The organism is Sphingobium sp. B12D2B (assembly GCF_025961775.1).
Taxonomy (GTDB): domain Bacteria; phylum Pseudomonadota; class Alphaproteobacteria; order Sphingomonadales; family Sphingomonadaceae; genus Sphingobium.
This window is the reverse complement of sequence record NZ_JAOQOH010000001.1, coordinates 3,203,950-3,222,613: the sequence shown is the minus strand read 5'-3', so window position 1 is coordinate 3,222,613 and position 18,664 is coordinate 3,203,950. Positions and strand designations below refer to the sequence as shown.

Genomic DNA, 18,664 nt, shown 5'->3' with positions numbered 1-18,664 from the left:
TGATCGGCGGCGGGGCTGTGGTTGCGATGCGATCTCTGCCCCGCCGCGAGAACCATAAGATGAAATAGGGTGGAGGCGGCAGGGTGAAAGTCGGTCGGAGAGCGATATTAACGGGCGGCGCCGCGATCGTCGCTGCCAGCACCCAGACCCCTCGCATGGCAGCCGCCGCTGTTGCTCCCTCGCGCACTGGCGGGCAGGCGGTATCCGCAGGCCGGGATACGGCACGCGTGGAAACGCAATCGGGGACGTTGGCCGGCTATCGGCAAGGCGACGTCCTGACCTTCAAGGGCATTCCTTATGCGGATGACACGGCCGGGCCAAATCGCTTCCTGCCGCCACGTCCGCCCCGTCCATGGTCGGGTGTGCGCAGCGCGCTGAGCTTCGGACCGGTCTGTCCACAAGATCGCGGATCGGGGCGGGCCAATGACGAAGAAGCGTTCATTTTTCAATGGAATGACAGCTACGAGCGCGAAGACTGCTTGCGGCTCAATATCTGGACGCGCGGCGATGCCGGTCGCCCCCGACCCGTGATGGTCTGGCTGCACGGCGGCGCGTTCATCGCCGGATCGGGCCATGACCTGCCCGCCTTCGACGGCCATAATCTGGCCGACCTGCACGACGTGGTGGTGGTCACGTTGAACCATCGGCTCAACGCGCTCGGGTTTCTCGATCTGTCGACGTTCGATTCCGCCTTCGCGGACTCCGGCAATGTCGGTCTGCTCGACATCGTAGCCGCGCTGCAATGGGTGCGCGACAATATCGCAGCGTTCGGCGGCGATCCGGCGCGCGTCACGCTGTTCGGCCAGTCCGGCGGCGGACGCAAGGTTGCGGCGCTGATGGCCATGCCCCAGGCGCGCGGGCTGTTCCATCGGGCGATCGTTCAGAGCGGCTATGTCCCCACCGGCGTGACGGTAGACGAGGCTGCGAGCCTGGCCGCCGCAACGCTCGCTGAACTGGGCATTGCGAGGACGTCGGCGCGCGCCGTGCAGGATGTGCCCTATCCGCAATTGCTTGCGGCATCGAATGCGGCAGCGCGGCGGCTCAATCCCAAGCTTGCGGGAAGCCCCATCGATCCGCGAAATTTGCCGCGCTTCTCATTTGGGCCGGTTATCGGCGGGGCCACTCTTCCCGGCGGCGTGCTCTCCGATGGCGCACTGGCGAATTCCGCGCATGTGCCGCTGATCGTCGGCACCACGCTCAACGAATTCGCAACCGGCATCAACGACCCGGCGTTCGAGGCTTTATCGCCAGCGCAATTGCGGGAACGGGTCACCGGCCTGTTCGGCGATCGTGCGGACGGCATTATCGAGGCCTTCAAAGGTCGCACGCCGCATGCTTTGCCCTGCGATCTATGGTCACGCATCGCGACCGCGCCGCTGCGCCTCAGCGCGATGGAATTTGCCCGTCGCAAGGCCGCCATCGGCGGAGCAGGCGCATGGCTGTACCAGTTCGCACGCCCTGCGCCGGTGCTGGATGGCCGGCCACGCGCATTCCATTGTGCGGATATTCCCTACGCGTTCGCCAATGCCGAACGCTGCGCCACGATGACCGGAGGGGACGCGGCCGCGCTGAAGCTGTCCAATATCATGGCCGGCGCCTGGACCCGATTTGCCGGGACCGGTGACCCCAACGGACCGGGTTTGCCGCGCTGGGCGGCTGCAAATCGAGACCGACCTGCGACCATGATCTACGACGATCAGACCCGGCTCGACACCGGCAGCGACCACGCCGAACTGGCAACCGTCGCGGCTGCCTTGCGTGACTGAGCAGTCGCGCGAATTCTCAAGGCGGCGCGTGACGGACATCGGGAGCGAGGGCGAAACAGTTGATCAATACTCTGATTTTATGGTCGGCGTTCCACGCGCAAAGCCGCTTTCGCTCAAAGATGGTAGAAATCGTTCGCCGCTGGCGCAGATTATTGTCTTTTCATAACAGAGCGTTGCCTCGCCATCCGATCTCTAAACGAGAGGAATTGGCGGCGCTTAAAAGTCCTACCTTTTTCCGCCTCTGTCATGCTAGGCTTCTCCCATGATATCGATCCTGCTTGCTACCGCTCTTGCCATGGCCCCGGACTCGACGCCGGCTGTGGCCCCGCCCTCATCGCATGAAGCGCCGGCGGCAGCGCCGTCCGTTCCTACGGATCACGCTGCCTTGCTCGCCAGCAAGGACCCCAAGCTCGCGCGGAACAAGCGGCTGGTGTACGACATGTATCGGATCGTGCTCGTGGCTGGTCAGGTTGATCGCGCGCACGAGTTCATCGCGAAGGATTACATCCAGCATAATCCCAATGCCGCCCAGGGTTTGGCCGGCGTGATGGATTATGTCCGGTCCTCGCGCCCGCAGCGGCCTGTGGAGGCAAAATTGAGCCTCCCCATGGTCGACATCACGGCGGAGCGGGACAAGGTCGTCATTGCATTTGTGCGCCCCGAGAAGGACGCGAACGGGCAGACCTATTACACAACCTGGTTCGACATGTTCCGGATCGAAAACGGCAAGATCGCGGAGCATTGGGATCCGATGCTGAAGGGCGAGCCTAAGGTTGACCCAAATCAGAAGAAGCTCTGATCGTTAAAGGAAATCTCTTGAATTGTGAGAAGCGCGCGAGCGTTCGGCTGCAATTCAAGTGTCTCAACTGCGCCTATTGCCCCCCGTCATTTCCGATTCCATACAATGCGCTGCATCCCGTGCGGAATCCTACGATATCGTCGATCTTTACTTTGCTGGGGATTTGAAGGGCCTCTCCTTCATTAAGAGACGCAACTCACTTCGAACCTGGATAATGTGTCCGATCAGGGTTCTCCATACCTGACCACTGGCAATGGCTATGGTAACGGGAATACGCTCGGAAGGCTGGTTCAGCCCGGCATTCGTACGCGCTTCTGATCCGCCGGCCCGCCCGTCCGCCATGGCGCGATCATGGCGGACGAGGCATCGATATTTGAGGTAGGAGAACTGATGGTCACTCGATTTAGCATGGTGCTGGCCGCCGCTGCGGCACTGGCAGTTTCGGTTCCGGCGACCGCTGCCGAACCTTCGCAGACGACGAAGTCGCGTGTCCTGATCTTGTCCGACATCGGGAATGAACCCGACGATTCTGAGTCGCTTGTCCGCTTGCTGCTTTATGCGAACGAGTTCGACATCGAAGGCTTGGTTGCGACGACCTCCACCTGGCAGCGCACGAAGGTCCAGCCACAGCTCATGCGCGAGCGGGTGGAAGCCTATGGGAAGGTGCTTCCCAATCTCCAGAAACATGCTCAGGGCTATCCGGATGCCAGCACGCTGATGGCCGCGATCGTCAGCGGGGCGCCGGTCTATGGCATGGCTGCGGTGGGCGAGGGCAAGGATACCGAGGCCTCGCGCCGGATCATCGAAGTGGTCGATCGCCCCGATGACCGACCGGTTTACATCCCCGTGTGGGGCGGCAGCGCGGATCTTGCGCAAGCCCTGTGGACGGTTCGCGAAACGCGCACACCTGAACAGGTGAAGGCCTTCGTTGCCAAGCTTCGGGTCTATTCCATCTCGGATCAGGACGATACCGGCGCTTGGGCGCGACGGACCTTTCCGGACCTGTTCTGGATCGCCAGCGTCCACGGTTGGGGCCAATATGGCCTCGCCGCATGGATCGGCATTGCCGGTGACCTTTTCCGCCGTGACGACAAATGGCCGAATGCGGACATGGTCACCAATGAGTGGCTGGAGGCCAATATCAGGCGCGGGCCGCTGGGTGCCTTATATCCCCCGCATGAGTTCATCATGGAAGGAGACACACCGTCCTTTCTGGGCTTGATTCCCAATGGCCTGAATAATCCCGAGCGTCCCGAATGGGGTGGCTGGGGAGGGCGCTATCTGCCGATCTACGAAGGTGCCGGCCACCGGGCCGACGCATCTGACAGGTTTGTGGACGCAAATGGCAAGGTCTGGGTCAGCAATCAGGCGACGGTGTTTCGTTGGCGCGGGGCTTTTCAGAACGATTTTGCCGGACGGATGGCCTGGACTCTTTCGCCCGACGTGCGCCGCGCCAATCACCATCCCGAGCTGGTGTTGAACGGGGTCGCCGGAAAGGCGCCCGTCACCTTGTCGGCGAAGGTCGGCGCAACCGTGCGCCTCTCCGCCGCCGGCACGCATGATCGGGATGGCGACAAGCTGACCTATCGCTGGTGGCAATATGCAGAGCCAAGCCAGGCGCCCGGCGTCATGGTGCCGCCCCTTGAGATTACCGGCGCGGACAGCACGGAGGTGAGTTTCACCCTGCCGATGTACCGGATGACGAACACGAACGTCCCTGTGCCCAAGGACACCGCCTATCACATTATTTTGGAGGTCACGGATTCGGGATCGCCGCCCCTGACCAGCTACCGGCGGGCCGTGGTGACTTTGGAACCATGACGGGGCTGTGCCGCAATGGTCGATCGGGCCTGCATTCGATCGGCCATTGATGTTTTCTGGAAGGGCCTGTGGCAAATGGCGTGCTGGAGAGCAAGTAGGACTGTCACAGACAAGCGATCACGAAAGTAGACGTTCCCGATCATCGAGCGAAGCGGATGGCTGCGTGGACCAGTGCAGCTTACGCTAAACAACCAGCCAGAACTGGAATCTCGGGGAACGTTAGACTGTCTCGTCAAACTTGCCTATGAGCCTTCACACGCCTCGTGGGGGCAGAAGCGAAACTGAAGGATCGTAAGTGCCCTCACTCACGCGTGTGAGATACCGTGTCGCGCGCCCGACATAGCCGGGATCGGTCTTCCATCTCGCCAGCATGTCCATGGGCCGATAGACCGGCTCGATATAAGTAAGAGCATTAAGAGTCTGCAGTGCGACCATTTCCGGAGGATTTGCGGCGAGCAACTCGGCAAAAATCTGCTTGGCCTGCTCCCCTTCACTCAGATGCGTGAGGGCTTCCGCCATGACCACGCGGACCTGCGCCGACGTTTCGCGCTTGCTTGCGCTGAGTAACGTCTCTCGCGCCGGCGCGGCCTGTGCTTTGCGGATCAGCAGACCCGTTGCTGCCCAGTAGCGCATCACTTCGTTATCGTGTGTCAGGGCCCGAGTAAGATCCGGCAGTGCTGATGGGCCTCCGGTCGCCGCCTGCGCGGCCAGAGCCATAATGTCCGCCAGCGGATAGGCATGGGGCTGGCGACTGGCTTCGTAGCCCTCTAGCGGCGAGCCTTCGGGTATGAAGCCGTTATCGTTTATATCCAGCATGTGCTGGTCGAGCGCTGTCCGCAAAGCGCTCAGGCGGCGGCTCTGCTTCGGATCGGCGGCAAGGTTTTGAAGCTGATCAGGATCAGCTTCAAGGTCGTACAGTTCCTCATAGGGCCGAGGCTCGAAGAAGCGCGACTGCACGGCGTTAAGCTCGCCGGCGGCATAGCGGCGATACCAGTCCTGATAGCTGCGCAACATCATCGGGAAGGCGTTGACCTGCCCCATGGGGCGGTGCGGCATGTAGTTGCGAATATAGCGGTAATGCCCGTCCGCGACGGTGCGGACGAAGTCGTAACGCTCATCCATGCGATTGCGCATGCCAAAGGCATAGGCTTTCGGACGCGCGATCTTCCGGCCAAGGAAGGCCGTGCCCGGCATGGTCGCAGGCTGGGGAATGCCCGCGATGGACAGCAGCGTCGGTACGAAATCGATGAAGCTGACCGGCGCCGCGATCTCGCCGCCCATCGCGGCCGGCGCATAGTCCGCCCATTTGTCGGGCACATGGACCACCAGCGCGCAACGCAGCCCTTCCTCATGGCAATGCCGTTTGGAGCGGGGCATGCAGCCGCCATTGTCCGAAAAGTAGAAGATGATGGTATCGTCGGCCAGCCCGGCATCTTCCAACTCGGCCAGCTTTTCGCCGACCTGTGCGTCCATCCGCTCCATGAGGTTATAATAGCTGGCGAAATCCTGCCGCACGGCGGGGCTGTCGGGGAGATAGGGTGGGACGCGGACCTGTTCGGGCTTCACCTTGCCTTCGGTGATGCCGAACAGCCGCGATTCATGCGTGGTTTCAAAGTTGAAAACAGCCATGAATGGCGTGTTCTCAGGCCGGTTGCGGTAATGCGCCTTGACGCTCGATTCATCCCAGATCGACGTTGGATTCACGACGGCATTGTAATCGGTTTTCTCATTGTTCGTGCAGTAATAGCCCGCCGCGCGCATGAGTTGCGGATAGGTCTTGAGGAAATCAGGCAGGCTTGCGTCGGCGCGCATGTGGTTCGCCGGCGCATTCGATTCTGGATAGATGCCGGTCAGAAGGCAGAAGCGCGCCGGGGCGCAGACCGGCGCGTTCGCGTAGATCTTCCGGTAGAGCAGCCCCCGGCGCGCCAGCGTGTCGATATGTGGCGTATGGGCAATCGGGTCGCCATAGGCGCCAATGAAGGGATTATTGTCTTCGCTCACCAGCCACAGAATATTGGGCCTGCCTCTCGGGTCGGGCCGGCTTGTCTGCGCAGTTGTCGTGCAACCGGTCGCGACGCTGGCCGCAGCCAGGCTCCCGAGCATATCTCTGCGACTGATCGCCACCTTCGCGTATCCTTATCTTAATTGAGGGCGGCCTTTGCCTTCCCGGACCGAAGCAATCCCCACAGCACCAGCGCGCCGATCAGGTCGAAGGCGGCGAGCATGACGAACAGCGGATTGTACCCCACAATCTCCGCGAGCCCGCCGACGATCAGCGTGAAGATGGCGCCGCCGATCCATCCGATCGATCCAGCCATGCCGGTCGCTGTGCCGACTGCCCGCTTGTCGAACAGATCGGCCGAGAGGGTCAGCAGGGCGCCGGAAAGCATCTGGTGGGCGAAACCACCGACACAGAAAAGCGCGATGGCCATAGCCGGTGAGGTGGCGAGGCCGATGCAGGCCGGGCCGATCATCAGCGCCGCGCCCAGCGTGACGGTCAGCTTGCGCGAGGTGAGCAGGTCAACGCCGAACCAGCGGATAAGCGCGGGAGCGGTGAGGCCGCCCAGCATGGAGCCCGCGTCCGCTGCCAGAAATGGCAGCCAGGCCCACAGAGCGAGATCTTTCAGATTAAAGTCCCACACCGTGACCAGATAGAGCGGGATGAAGAAATTGAAGGTCTGCCACGCCGGCTCCGCGAAGAAGCGAGGGATGGCGATGGACCAGAAGCCCTTGGTGCGGATCACCTCGCGCCAGTGCGCCGGGCGCGCGATGACCCCGGCATCGTCACCGGCGGTCTGGATATGGGCGAGTTCCGCTTGCGTCAGTCGCTTGCTCTGCTCGGGGCTGCGATAAACGAAATACCACAGCAGGGCGAAGAGCAGGCTCAGGCCGCCGGTGATGAGGAAGGCCGACTGCCAGCCGAAATACAGGATGCAGAACGCGACGAGCGCGGGGGCGATCATGTTTCCGATGGAGGCGCCCATGTTGAACACGCCGGTTGCAACGGTGCGCTCGCGCGGCGGAAACCATTCGGAAACGACCTTGAGGCCGCCGGGAATGGCGGCGGCTTCAAAGCTGCCCAGCAGCCCGCGCCAGAAGGCGAGGCTGAACCAGCCGGTGGCAAAGGCGTGGCACATATTGGCAAAGCCCCAACCCACCACGAAGATGGCGAAGCCCAGGCGGGTGCCGAGCCAGTCCAGAATGGCGCCGCTGAACGTCTGCATCACCGTGTAGGTGGCCTGGAAGGAGAAGACCACCCAGCTATATTGCTGGGTGCTCATGCCAAACACTTCCATAAGCGTCGGCGCCGCGACGGAGAGCGACGAGCGCGCGAGATAGTTGAGAATCGTGCCGATCGTGACGAGGCTGATGATCCACCATCTCAGGCCCATGAGGGGCATGCGCCGCTTGTCATTCACCGTCATTCTCTCCCGAAGCCCTGTTTGATTGGCAAAGTCAGTCCGCCATCGTTTCCAGATGACTGGACAGTGCGGCCAGTTCATCGCTCGTGGGTTTCCACGAGGAGGCGATCAATCCGCTCTCCGCGAAAAGCGCGGGGGCGATCCCGTCCCGGCCCGCTTGCTTCCAGGCCAGCGCCAGCGTCTCCGCACGGGAGTCGCTGACATGCGGATTGTTGCCCCGCACGTGGGCGATCCACGCGGCGAGGGCTTTCAGGATCGCAGGCGAGGCTTTCCCCTGGGCCTGCCGGTCGGCAAGCGTCGCCAGCCAGCGCTGGGGGATCTTCTGCGATCCATCCATGGCGATCTGCGCGAGCCGGTGGGGAAGGGCGGGGTTGGCGAAGCGGGTTTCCAACGAGGCGGCATAAGCCTGCAGGTCTTGCCCGGCGGCCGGCTCGAAACTGTCGGCGGCTTCGTCCCGCATCAGGCTGCGGACCAGCGCGCCGATGTCTGGGTCGGCCATGGCCTGGCTGACCAGCTCATGCCCCTGGGCAAGGCCGAGATAGGCGAGCGCCGAGTGGGCGCCGTTGAGCATCCGCAACTTGGCCGTTTCATAAGGGCGCACGTCCGCCACGATCTCGGCGCCAGCAGCTTCCCATGGGGGGCGGGGGCCGGCGAACCGATCCTCGATCACCCATTGGCGGAAGGGTTCGGTGAACACTGCAGCCTCGTCCCGCAGACCGATCATGCTTTCCAGCCGGTCGATGTCATCGGGCTGCGTCGCCGGGACGATCCGATCGACCATGGAGCAGGGGAAGGTGCAATTATCCGCGCACCATTGCGCCAATTGCGGGTCGGTGCCGGTCAGCACCTTGAGGAGCATGGCGCGCAAGCGGGTGCCATTGTCCGCGAGATTGTCGCAGCTCAGGATCGTGAGGCCGGGCAGGCCCTGGTCCCGGCGCTGCTTCAGACCTTGTGCGAGATAGCCGTAGATGGTGCGCGGCGCCTGGCTTGCGGGGTCATCTTGCAGCAGCGGATCGAGCGCGTCGTCCTGCCTGCCGGAAAGGTGATAGCCTTTCTCGGTCACGGTCAGCGTCACGATATGGGTCTTGGGATCGGCGATGGCGACCATCACACGGGCCGGGTCTTCCGGGGCGACGATGATATCGCTCAGGCAGCGCACCAGCCGCGTCGCAGGCGCGCCTTCGCCCTTGGTAGTCACGGTGAACAGGCAATCCTGCGGCGCAAGCTGATCGCGCACCGTGGCGCTGCGCATCGACACGCCGAGGATGCGCCAGACCTCGCCCGACGCCGCAATGGCATCTTCGGTAAACACCGCCTGATGCGCCCGCGTGAAGGCGCCCAGGCCAAGATGGACGATCTGCTTGCTGCCGGCGGCGCGATCGTAAGGCACCTGAATAGCGCGCGCATCGAGCGACGCGAGGGTCTGCTCGGAGAGCCTCATAGTTTGTACGCTGCCTTGGCGAAATTATAGGCGAGATCCTGCGCGAGTTCGGCAGCTTCCCAGTCCTCCAGCCGATGCTCGGCGACCAGCCGCGCGAGAAAGGCGCAATCGACCCGGCGGGCGACATCGTGGCGCGCGGGAATGGACATGAAGGCACGCGTGTCGTCGTTGAAGCCGACTGTGTTGTAGAAGCCCGCTGTCTCCGTGACATTCTCCCGGAAGCGCCACATGCCTTCCGGGCTATCGTGGAACCACCAGGCCGGGCCGAGCTTGAGTGCCGGATAGTGGCCGGCAAGCGGAGCCAATTCCCGGCTGTAGGTCGTTTCATCCAGCGTGAAAACGATGAGGGACAGGCGCGGATCGCGGCCATATTTGGCGAGCAGTGGCCGCAGCGCATGGACATATTCGGTGCGCACCGGGATGTCCGCGCCCTTATCCCGCCCGAAATGCTCAAACAGCCAGGGATTGTGATTGCGGAAACAGCCAGGGTGGATTTGCATGACCAATCCATCCTCGATGCTCATGCCGGCCATGACCGTCAGCATGTGCGCGCGGAACAGTTCGGCATCCGCGGCGCTCACGTCCGGGGCAATGACGCGCGCGAAAAGAGCGCGGGCCTGCGCGTCGTCAAGGTCCGCCGTCGCAGCGGTTGGGTGGCCGTGATCGGTTGAGGTTGCGCCCATCCGGGCGAAAAACGCCCGGCGGTTGCGGTGCGCGGCGAGATAGCCCTCATAGGTGAAGCAATCTTCGCCGGCCAACTCGCCAAAGCGCACCAGATTGTCGCGAAAACCCTCGAATTCGGGATCGATCACTGGGTCCGGGCGATAGGCGGTAATCACCCGGCCGGACCAGCCGCTGGCGGCAATCGTGCGGTGATGGTCGAGACTGTCGAGGGGGGACTCGGTGGTGGCGATCACTTCGATATTGAAGCGCTCGAACAGCGCGCGAGGGCGGAACGCCTCCTGCGCCAGCTGCTCTGCGATGGCATCGTAATATGCGTCGGCGCTGTCCGCATCCAGCCGCTGGGCGAGACCGAACACTTCGGCGAACACCCAATCCAACCAGAGCCGCGAAGGGGTGCCACGGAACAGGTGATAATGGGCCGCAAAGATGCGCCATGCCTCTCGCGGCGCCGTCTCCGCCGCTTCGCCGCGCCGCCGCACGCCCAGCTTCTCCATGGGAATGCCCTGGCTGTAGAGCATCCGCAGGAGATAATGGTCGGGGATCAGCAGCAGGTCTGCGGCATTGGTGAATGCCTGATTGTCCGCAAACCAGCGCGGGTCAGTATGGCCATGGGGGCTCACGATCGGCAGTTGCGCAACCTGTGCATAAAGGTCGCGAGCGATTGCGCGCGTGGTGGAGTCCGCAGGAAACAGCCGATCAGGATGCAGTTTCAGTGGACTCATGACCTTCTCCCTGGCGACCGGAAATGACCCCTTGCCATACAATGCCTGACCAATCTAGTATTGATTGTCAGGCGAAAATGCTTGGACACTCATCGGGAGCTTTGCCTGCAATGAAGATAACTGCCGCTCGGGTCATCGTCACCTGTCCCGGACGCAATTTCGTGACGCTCAAGATCGAGACCGATCAGGGCGTTTATGGAATCGGCGATGCCACGCTCAACGGGCGGGAGCTTTCGGTCGTGTCCTATCTGCAGGACCATGTGGCGCCCTGCCTCATCGGCATGGACCCACGGCGGATCGAGGATATTTGGCAATATCTCTATCGCGGGGCCTATTGGCGGCGCGGGCCGGTGACCATGCGGGCCATCGCGGCGGTCGATGTCGCGCTGTGGGATATCAAGGCCAAGATGGCCAATATGCCCCTGTACCAGCTTCTGGGTGGCCGCAGCCGCGATGGCGTGATGGTCTACGGCCATGCCAATGGCTCGGATATCGAAGAAACCGTCGATGCCGTGGGCGAATATATCGACATGGGCTATCAGGCGATCCGCGCGCAGACCGGCATTCCCAATGTGAAGGACGCCTATGGCGTCGGGCGCGGCAAGCTCTATTATGAGCCGGCCGATGCCGCGCTGCCCTCTGTCACCGGCTGGGATACGCGCAAGGCGCTCAACCATGTGCCCAAGCTGTTCGACAAGCTGCGCCAGACCTACGGGTTCGACCATCATCTGCTGCATGATGGCCACCACCGCTACACGCCGCAGGAAGCCGCCAATCTCGGCAAGATGCTCGAGCCCTATCAGCTGTTCTGGCTGGAAGACGTCACGCCTGCGGAGAATCAGGAAGCCTTCAAGCTGGTCCGCCAGCACACGGTCACCCCGCTGGCCGTCGGCGAGATCTTCAACACCATCTGGGATGCCAAGGATCTAATCCAGAACCAGCTGATCGACTATATCCGCACGACCATTGTGGGCGCGGGCGGCGTTTCGCATCTGCGGCGCATCGCCGATCTGGCCTCGCTCTATCAGGTCCGCACGGGCTGCCACGGCGCGACCGATCTCTCGCCGGTGACGATGGGCACGGCCCTGCATTTCGATACCTGGGTGCCGAATTTCGGCATTCAGGAATATATGCGCCACACCGAGGAGACGGACGCCGTCTTCCCCCATGATTACCATTTCGAGCGCGGCTTTCTCTACTGCGGCGAAACGCCTGGTCATGGCGTCGACATCGATGAAACTCTGGCCGCCAAATATCCCTACAAGCCGGCCTATCTGCCGGTCGCGCGGCTGTCCGACGGCAGCATGTGGAACTGGTGATGCGCGTTCTCGCGATCGGCGAGGGCATGGTCGAGTTCCGGCGGGAGGATGCGTGCTGGCGGCAGGCCCATGGCGGCGATGTGGTCAACACGGCCATTCATCTGGCGCGCTTCGGTATCGCGACCGGCCTTGCGACGGCCATCGGGCGCGATGGGTTCAGTGATGATCTCGCCGGCGCGTGGCAGCGTGAGGGGCTTGATCTCTCCTGCGTGGCGCGCAGTCCGGTGCACGAATGCGGCATCTACTTCATCGCCACTGACGAGAATGGCGAGCGCTCGTTCACTTACCGTCGCAGCGACAGCGCCGCACGACGCCTGGTTTCACTGATCGCGCCCGATACCCTCGCCGCTGCAGTCCGTAACGCCGAGCTGATAGTTTATTTTTCGCTGGTGACGCTGGCCATCCTCCCGGAGGAAGACCGCGCTACGTTGCTCGATATTTTGCGGAGCCGCCGCGCAGCCGGTGGCCGCATCGCGTTTGACAGCAACTACCGTCCGGCGCTTTGGGAGACGGTGGCGGCGGCCCGGCATTGGCATGATGCGGCGCTGCGGACAGCGTCCATTGGTCTGCCGACGCTCGATGATGAGCAGGCTCTGCTCGGGACGACTTCTTGCGAGGAAGCAATAACCTATTGGCGCGAGCGCGGCGTCGATGAGGTCGCTGTAAAAATGGGGGCGGCCGGCGCGATCGCGGGCGATTGCCTCGTTCCGACCCGCAAGATCGTGGCGCGCCCTTTGGATACCTCCGGCGCGGGCGATGCATTCAATGGCGGCTATCTGGCTCATCGGCTGGTGGGGCGAAGTCCGGAGGCGTCGGCGGAGGCCGGCAATGCTCTGGCCGCTTGGGTTGTGCAGCGGCGCGGGGCTATTCCGCCGGCCGAAGCCGGGATCTACAGTCGGCCATCGGGCGACGACACAGGGATGGCCGTTTGACCGGGTGACCCCGCCAATAAGAACAGCATGATTGGAGAAGGCCGTGCGCATGACTGGCAAGATTTCGTTCTCGGTATCCGCAATGGCGCTCTGCGCCGTGTTTAGCGGCTGTGCGACAACGGACCGGTCCGCCGCCGCGTCTACTCCATCTGCTTCACCGACGATGACACAGCCGGATGTCGCGGCGCGCAGCAAGCCGGTCATCACTGTGGCCGGACTGCGGTTCAAAGACCTCAATGCCTCCGGCACGCTCGAACCCTATGAAGACTGGCGTTTGACGGCGCTTGAACGTGCACGCGATCTCGTGACGCGCATGACGCTGGCCGAGAAGGCGGGGACGATGCTGATCGCGACGCAAAATCCCGATTGCGACGGCTCGATCACTGAGGATGGCAAGGCGCTCATCGAAAAGGAGGAGATGAGCCGCTTCATCCTGCGCGCCACGGTCTCCACGGAGCCGGCAGATTGTTCGGTCAAGTTGACCGGCTTCCGTCTGAGGGGCGGTTACAGGCAGACGCCGCTGCAGATGGCGCGCTTCACCAATGCGGTGCAGGAAGCGCGCGAGGCGAGCCGGCTTGGCATCCCCGCCCTTTTCAAGGACAATGCCCGCAACCATGTCGAGGTCAGCCCGACCTTCGGCATCGGCCAGGGCGCCGGTGCCTTTACCGAATTTCCGAAAGAGGCGGGGCTCGCTGCCGCTGCGCTTGGCGCTGCAGGGCTGCTCAACGCAACGGACGGTGCGCCACCCGCTGGCCTGCGGGGCGATATGTCCGTCATCACCGGATTTACGCGCGTGATGGGCCAGGAGTGGCGGGCCATCGGCCTGCGCGGCATGTATGGTTATATGGCGGATCTGGGCACGGAGCCGCGCTGGTCACGCTTCCACGAAACGTTCAGCGAAGATGCTGAGCTGGTCGGCGATATCGTGACGGCGCTCGCCAAAGGGCTGCAGGGCGAGAAAGGGCAGGGCGGCCTTGCGCTCTCTCCGGCCACCGCAGTCAGCATGACGCTCAAGCACTTCCCCGGCGGTGGGCCGCAGCAGCTCGGGCTGGATGCGCATTACACATTCGGCAAGGACCAGTTCTACACCGATCCGAGCGGACGGTATGGGTTCGATTATCATCTGCGCCCCTTCCAGCGAGCCATCGACGCGGGCGTGGGTTCGATCATGCCTTATTATGGCGTGCCGGTTGATGCGCATCATGGCGGGCGGCCGGTCGAAAGTCTGGGCATGGCGTTCTCGCGGCAGATCGTCACGGGTATTCTGCGGGATGAGCTGGGCTTTCGCGGCTATGTGAACTCGGACAGCGGCATCATCGAAGAGCGCGGATGGGGTCTGGAAGACAGTCGCACAAATCCGGCGACTGGTAAGGGGTACACCGTCGCGGATCGCACGGCGCTCGCCGTTCGTGCTGGCACGGATATTCTCTCCGAGTTCCGCAGCAAGAGCACGATCGTCGATCTGGTTGCCCAGGGCGCGCTCAGTGAGGCAGGCGATATCGATCCGGCGGTCGAGCGGCTGCTGACCGAACAATTCGCGCTGGGCCTGTTTGAAAATCCCTATGTCGACGCCGAGGCAGCGCCGGAGATGATCGGCACGGCTGAGCATCGCGCGCTCGGGCTGGACGTCCAGCGGCGGTCGCTCGTGCTGCTGCAGAATCAGAAGGTGGATGGCACGGGCGTGTTGCCGCTCCGCCCGGGCAGTCGCATTTACACCATGGGCTTTGCCGGTGCTGACTTCGCCGCACGGGGATTTGCAGCCACTGACGGCAATTATGACGTTAAAAAGGGGCAGGTCCGTCCGGCCGTGCCGGCCGGCACGGACTATGCGATCATCAACGTCCGCGTGAGCACGGATGGCGCGCGGCGCTATTCCAGCAAGTCAGCCGAAGCCGGCGGGCGTGCGGTCTATCCGGCGACCAGCATTGCCAACCGCGTGACGGGCAAGCGGCAGGCAAGCTGGGGTGAGCAGGACCCCTGCACGGCGCCCGGTGTCAGCAAGGACGTCACCTGCGTGGACGACAATCTGATTTTCGGCGGCGCATTTCCGTGGGAGGCGGGGATGCTGTCCTTTTCCGCCATGGCGAAGGCGCAGAGCTGGTCGGTCTATCCATCGCTGGCCGACATTCAGGCGGTCATGCGCGAAATCGGCGATCCGCGCCGCGTGATCCTCAATATCTATTTCCGCCAGCCTTACGTGCTGGATGAAGCCAGCGGCCTGCGCAATGCCGGGGCGATCATCGCCAGCTTCGGGGCGAGCGATGCGGCCCAGATCGATGTGCTAACCGGCAAGCAGGCCCCGGCCGGGCGCCTGCCATTTGCCTTGCCTGCCTCACTCGATGCTGTCGACCGGCAGCATTCCGACGCGCCCGGCTATGCCGAGACGCCGGGCGGCACGCTCTATCCGTTCGGCTTTGGCCTGACCTACTGAGTGCGCGTGCCGGGGCTGCCCGGCATGTTGCTCAGGCAATCGCCCTTTCATAGCGGGCGCGCTTCGATGCCGATGCCTTGCGCGCTTCCTCGATCGCCTTTTCCTCGGTAGCAAAGAGCAGGCTGTCCAGAACCGCAGTCAGATGCGCGCGCATGGCGGCGCGGGCCTTGGCGGGGTCGCGCGTCCGCAGCGCATCGAGAATGACCTGATGCTCGTCGATGACCGGTTTGACATTGGCCGATCGCGCCTTGGCATAGAGCAGGGCGGTCTCAGGGGATTTGGCGCGCAACGACCAGAGATTGTCGATGAGGTTCACGATCGCCGAGTTGCGCGTCGCCCGCGCGATGGTCAGGTGGAACTGATGGTCGGCATCTTCCGTGCCGGCGTTGCGTTCATTCTCCGTCGCGATCTCGTCGATCAGCTGCGCCAGCGTAGCGAGCTCCTCGTCGGTGATCTGCGCCGCCGCAAGCGCGGCCGCTTCGCCTTCCAGCAGCAAGCGCGCTTCGGTCAGTTCGAAGGCGCTGACATTGAATGCCGCAGGATCGCCCGCGCTGGGCAGGCCTTTGAGATAGGCGCCGGAGCCGACGCGGACTTCGACGATGCCCTGAACCTCCAGCGCGATGATCGCCTCGCGGATCGTCGGGCGGCTGACATTATACTGGATCGCGAGTTCCCGCTCCGTGGGTAGCCGGTCGCCAGGCTTGTAGCGCCCGCTCCCGAACACCTCCAGCAACTGGTGCGCGATTGCCTGATAAAGTCGGTCTCTGCCGCTGATCGGTTCGGATGCCATGACCACCTGTTCTATGTGCCCTCTGCCAGAGGAAAGCGGCGATGCTATCGCGGATTGAGCGGATTGGCCAGACACCTTTGCGCGGTTTCTTTGCAACAGTCAGGTGTGAAAGTGGCGGCTGAAATTAGCCGTTTTCGGTCAGCACGCTGATTTTTCCCGCCACAGCCATTTATATTCTGCCTACAATGTGGCATGACCAATTATCCGCAGTGACTTGGCCAAGTCCGGTTCGGTTCCGAGTTTTGGTAAGAGGATCTCCCTAAATGCGTTCTTTCCTACGTTTTTCCGTTGCGTCTGCTGCGTTGGCGGCGGCCTGTGCGGTCGCAACGCCTGGCTTCGCCCAGAGCGCGGCGCCCGAAGCCGGTGCAGGGTCTGAGCCGGAAGCGATCATCGTAACCGCCCAGAAGCGGGAGCAGGACATTCTTGAAGTTCCGGCGGCGGTCAGCGTGATCAACTCGGCGGTGCTGAACACCGCGCAGGTCACCCAGTTTTCCGACATCACCCGCGTGTCGCCCTCACTGACAGTGAACGAGCAGGGCAATTCGGCGTCGTCGTCCGTCTCGATCCGCGGCATCGGCACCTTCTCCTTTTCGACCAGCACTGAGCCGGCCGTCTCGATCGTCGTGGATGGTGTGGCACTGCTTCAGCAGGGCCAGGCGTTCGGTGGCGGGTTGAATGACATCGCGCAGGTCGAGGTTCTGCGTGGGCCGCAGGATTCCCTGTTCGGCAAGAACGCGTCTGCCGGTGTGGTCAACATCACGACCAAGAATCCGACGCGTGACCTGAGCGGTTATGTCGAAGGTGTCCTGACCAATGACGACGAGACGCGGGTATCCGCCATGCTCTCCGGCCCCATCGGCCAGAATGCCGGCTTCCGGCTGAACGGCTTCTATTCGGACCGTGAAGGCTATATCAACAACCTGACCAACGGTCATCGCCTCAATGGCGCGGAAAGCTACGGTTTTGGCGGCAAGTTCACTTACGGTGCCGGCAACCTCGATCTCACGTTGTCCGGCAATTACAGCAACACCAAGTCGAACGGCAACGCGCCGACCTATTATTATGTGACCCCTGGTGCGACCCAGAATGGCGCGGCGATTGACCTGAGCGGCATCCGGCCGGGCGTCGGCAACGACAATGTCCGCTTCGATGGCGATCCGCGCGCTGACAGCTTCCAGTATCTGCTGTCGGCCAAAGCCGATCTCGATCTGGGCTTTGCGACGCTGACATCGGTTTCCGCCTATCAGCGCTGGAAGCTGGAATCCGGTCAGGATCTCGACTTCTCTGCCGCGCCGACCCTCTATCAGGGCGGCCCCTATGATGCGACGATGTTCAGCCAGGAACTGCGCCTGACCTCGCGGGGCGCCAGCCCGTTCGAGTATATGGTCGGCCTGTTCTATGCCGATGGCAATACCGATCGCCGCTTCATCCGTTCGGCGCCGTCTTTCCTGTCGTTCCTCCGTCAGGATTGGGATTCGACCGCATCGACGGAAAGCTATGCCGCCTTCGGTCAGCTCGGCTATAATTTCACACCGACAACCAAGCTTACGCTCGGCGGCCGCGTGAATCGCGAGACCGTCGGCGTGTTCTATCGCGATAATCGGCCGGCAACGCCTGTCGTCTACGAAGATCAGCGGAGCGACACGGCTGTCACCGGCAAGGCATCGCTGCAGCAGTTCGTGACCGACGAAGTGATGGTCTATGCCGCCATTGCCAAGGGCTATAAGGGGCAGGCCTACGACATCTCGTCCGGCTTCAACCAGTCGCGGATCGACAATCTCGTCAAGCCTGAGCATTCCGTATCCTACGAAGTCGGTATGAAGGGTCGCTTCTGGGGCAACCGTGGATCGTTCGCGATCACCGGCTTCTGGACCGACTACGACGACTTCCAGGCGCAGAGCGCGGAATTCATCGCCGGTGCGCCGCAATTCATTCTCAAGAATGTCGGCAAGCTGCGCACCAAGGGTATCGAGTTCGAGGGCTCCATCCGGGCGACTCCGAACCTCAATCTCTATGGTTCGGCCGCTTACGTCGACGCGAAGATCCGCGAATTCCCGGGCGCGAGCTGCTATCCTGGTCAGACGGTCGCGCAGGGCTGCGTCGCCATTCCGGGCACGACCACGTTCGTGCAGGATCTGGCTGGCGTCGGTCTCGCCAATTCGCCGGACTTCAAGTTCAACGTCGGTGGCGTATACGAGGCGCCCATTCAGGGTACCGAGATCAACGCCTATATGAGCGCGAACTATGCCTGGCAGGATGATGTCAACTTCTCGCTGGATCGCAACCCGCTCACCAAGTTCGATGCCTATGGCATCGCCAATGCCAGCATTGGCCTGCGCAGCACGGGCGCTGTGAACTGGGATCTGTCGTTCTTCGTCAACAACCTGTTTAACAAGGCGTATCTGACGTCCATCACCGATTATACGGGCAATGGATATTCGGCCCCGACGCTGATCCAGCAGGTTCCGCGCAACTATCAGCGCTATGTCGGCGTCCGCCTCCGGGTCGGTTTTGGAGCCAGCAACTAAAACCGTTCC

At 62.7% G+C, this 18,664-nt stretch carries 12 protein-coding genes; 7 read left to right on the top strand and 5 right to left on the bottom strand.

Annotation, left to right across the window (positions count from 1 at the left end):
* The first annotated feature begins 155 nt into the window (after positions 1–155).
* The 3 genes from M2335_RS15155 to M2335_RS15145 all read left to right on the top strand — a co-directional run bounded on the left by M2335_RS15155 (position 156) and on the right by M2335_RS15145 (position 4,386).
* Entirely contained in the window at positions 156–1,766 is a 1,611-nt protein-coding gene (locus M2335_RS15155) for a carboxylesterase/lipase family protein (protein ID WP_264595216.1), read from the top strand.
* 262 nt (positions 1,767–2,028) lie between these two features.
* Positions 2,029–2,565 carry an ester cyclase gene (locus tag M2335_RS15150; RefSeq protein ID WP_264595215.1) on the top strand — a complete coding sequence of 179 codons (537 nt, stop codon included), beginning with the start codon at positions 2,029–2,031 and terminating at the stop codon, positions 2,563–2,565.
* A gap of 390 nt (positions 2,566–2,955) precedes the next feature.
* Positions 2,956–4,386, top strand: coding sequence for a DUF1593 domain-containing protein (locus tag M2335_RS15145; RefSeq protein WP_264595214.1), 1,431 nt, complete (start codon positions 2,956–2,958; stop codon positions 4,384–4,386).
* Positions 4,387–4,638: 252 nt separating this feature from the next.
* Here M2335_RS15145 and M2335_RS15140 read toward each other — a convergent pair whose 3' ends face one another.
* From M2335_RS15140 to uxaC, 4 genes are read right to left on the bottom strand one after another with little or no spacing between them, the layout of a single operon-like run.
* The gene (locus M2335_RS15140; protein WP_264595213.1) at positions 4,639–6,510 is read right to left on the bottom strand and encodes a sulfatase-like hydrolase/transferase; all 1,872 of its coding nucleotides are present in this window, start codon (positions 6,508–6,510) and stop codon (positions 4,639–4,641) included.
* A gap of 17 nt (positions 6,511–6,527) precedes the next feature.
* Positions 6,528–7,787: an MFS transporter gene (locus M2335_RS15135; RefSeq protein WP_264586475.1), complete on the bottom strand. Its 1,260-nt coding sequence runs from the start codon at positions 7,785–7,787 to the stop codon at positions 6,528–6,530.
* A gap of 55 nt (positions 7,788–7,842) precedes the next feature.
* A complete protein-coding gene (locus M2335_RS15130) occupies positions 7,843–9,249 on the bottom strand; it encodes a mannitol dehydrogenase family protein (protein ID WP_264595212.1) in 1,407 nt (468 codons plus the stop codon).
* Positions 9,246–10,655: a glucuronate isomerase gene (gene uxaC / locus M2335_RS15125; protein ID WP_264595211.1), complete on the bottom strand. Its 1,410-nt coding sequence runs from the start codon at positions 10,653–10,655 to the stop codon at positions 9,246–9,248. The genes M2335_RS15130 and uxaC overlap by 4 nt, the downstream gene beginning before the upstream one ends.
* Positions 10,656–10,765: 110 nt before the next feature.
* Between uxaC and manD the strand changes: the two genes are divergently transcribed.
* From manD to M2335_RS15110, 3 genes are all read left to right on the top strand, one after another.
* Positions 10,766–11,974, top strand: a complete 1,209-nt coding sequence (manD, locus tag M2335_RS15120; RefSeq protein WP_264595210.1) for a D-mannonate dehydratase ManD — start codon at positions 10,766–10,768, stop codon at positions 11,972–11,974.
* Positions 11,974–12,906, top strand: a complete 933-nt coding sequence (locus tag M2335_RS15115) for a sugar kinase (RefSeq protein ID WP_264595209.1) — start codon at positions 11,974–11,976, stop codon at positions 12,904–12,906. Before manD ends, M2335_RS15115 begins: the two co-directional genes overlap by 1 nt.
* Before the next feature lie 163 nt (positions 12,907–13,069).
* Positions 13,070–15,337, top strand: coding sequence for a glycoside hydrolase family 3 protein (locus tag M2335_RS15110; protein WP_264595208.1), 2,268 nt, complete (start codon positions 13,070–13,072; stop codon positions 15,335–15,337).
* A gap of 31 nt (positions 15,338–15,368) precedes the next feature.
* Here M2335_RS15110 and M2335_RS15105 read toward each other — a convergent pair whose 3' ends face one another.
* Entirely contained in the window at positions 15,369–16,127 is a 759-nt protein-coding gene (locus M2335_RS15105) for a FadR/GntR family transcriptional regulator (protein ID WP_181558593.1), read from the bottom strand.
* A 263-nt stretch (positions 16,128–16,390) separates the two neighbouring features.
* Between M2335_RS15105 and M2335_RS15100 the strand changes: the two genes are divergently transcribed.
* The gene (locus tag M2335_RS15100; protein ID WP_264595207.1) at positions 16,391–18,655 is read left to right on the top strand and encodes a TonB-dependent receptor; all 2,265 of its coding nucleotides are present in this window, start codon (positions 16,391–16,393) and stop codon (positions 18,653–18,655) included.
* The last annotated feature ends 9 nt before the right edge of the window (positions 18,656–18,664 follow it).

Bases quoted from the DNA above. Each gene is read 5' to 3' on its own strand.
- M2335_RS15155 (WP_264595216.1), top strand. From the start codon at position 156: ATGGCAGCCGCCGCTGTTGCTCCCTCGCGCACTGGCGGGCAGGCGGTA.
- M2335_RS15150 (WP_264595215.1), top strand. From the start codon at position 2,029: ATGATATCGATCCTGCTTGCTACCGCTCTTGCCATGGCCCCGGACTCG.
- M2335_RS15145 (WP_264595214.1), top strand. From the start codon at position 2,956: ATGGTCACTCGATTTAGCATGGTGCTGGCCGCCGCTGCGGCACTGGCA.
- M2335_RS15135 (WP_264586475.1), bottom strand. From the start codon at position 7,787: ATGCCCCTCATGGGCCTGAGATGGTGGATCATCAGCCTCGTCACGATC.
- M2335_RS15130 (WP_264595212.1), bottom strand. From the start codon at position 9,249: ATGAGGCTCTCCGAGCAGACCCTCGCGTCGCTCGATGCGCGCGCTATT.
- uxaC (WP_264595211.1), bottom strand. From the start codon at position 10,655: ATGAGTCCACTGAAACTGCATCCTGATCGGCTGTTTCCTGCGGACTCC.
- manD (WP_264595210.1), top strand. From the start codon at position 10,766: ATGAAGATAACTGCCGCTCGGGTCATCGTCACCTGTCCCGGACGCAAT.
- M2335_RS15115 (WP_264595209.1), top strand. From the start codon at position 11,974: ATGCGCGTTCTCGCGATCGGCGAGGGCATGGTCGAGTTCCGGCGGGAG.
- M2335_RS15110 (WP_264595208.1), top strand. From the start codon at position 13,070: ATGACACAGCCGGATGTCGCGGCGCGCAGCAAGCCGGTCATCACTGTG.
- M2335_RS15105 (WP_181558593.1), bottom strand. From the start codon at position 16,127: ATGGCATCCGAACCGATCAGCGGCAGAGACCGACTTTATCAGGCAATC.
- M2335_RS15100 (WP_264595207.1), top strand. From the start codon at position 16,391: ATGCGTTCTTTCCTACGTTTTTCCGTTGCGTCTGCTGCGTTGGCGGCG.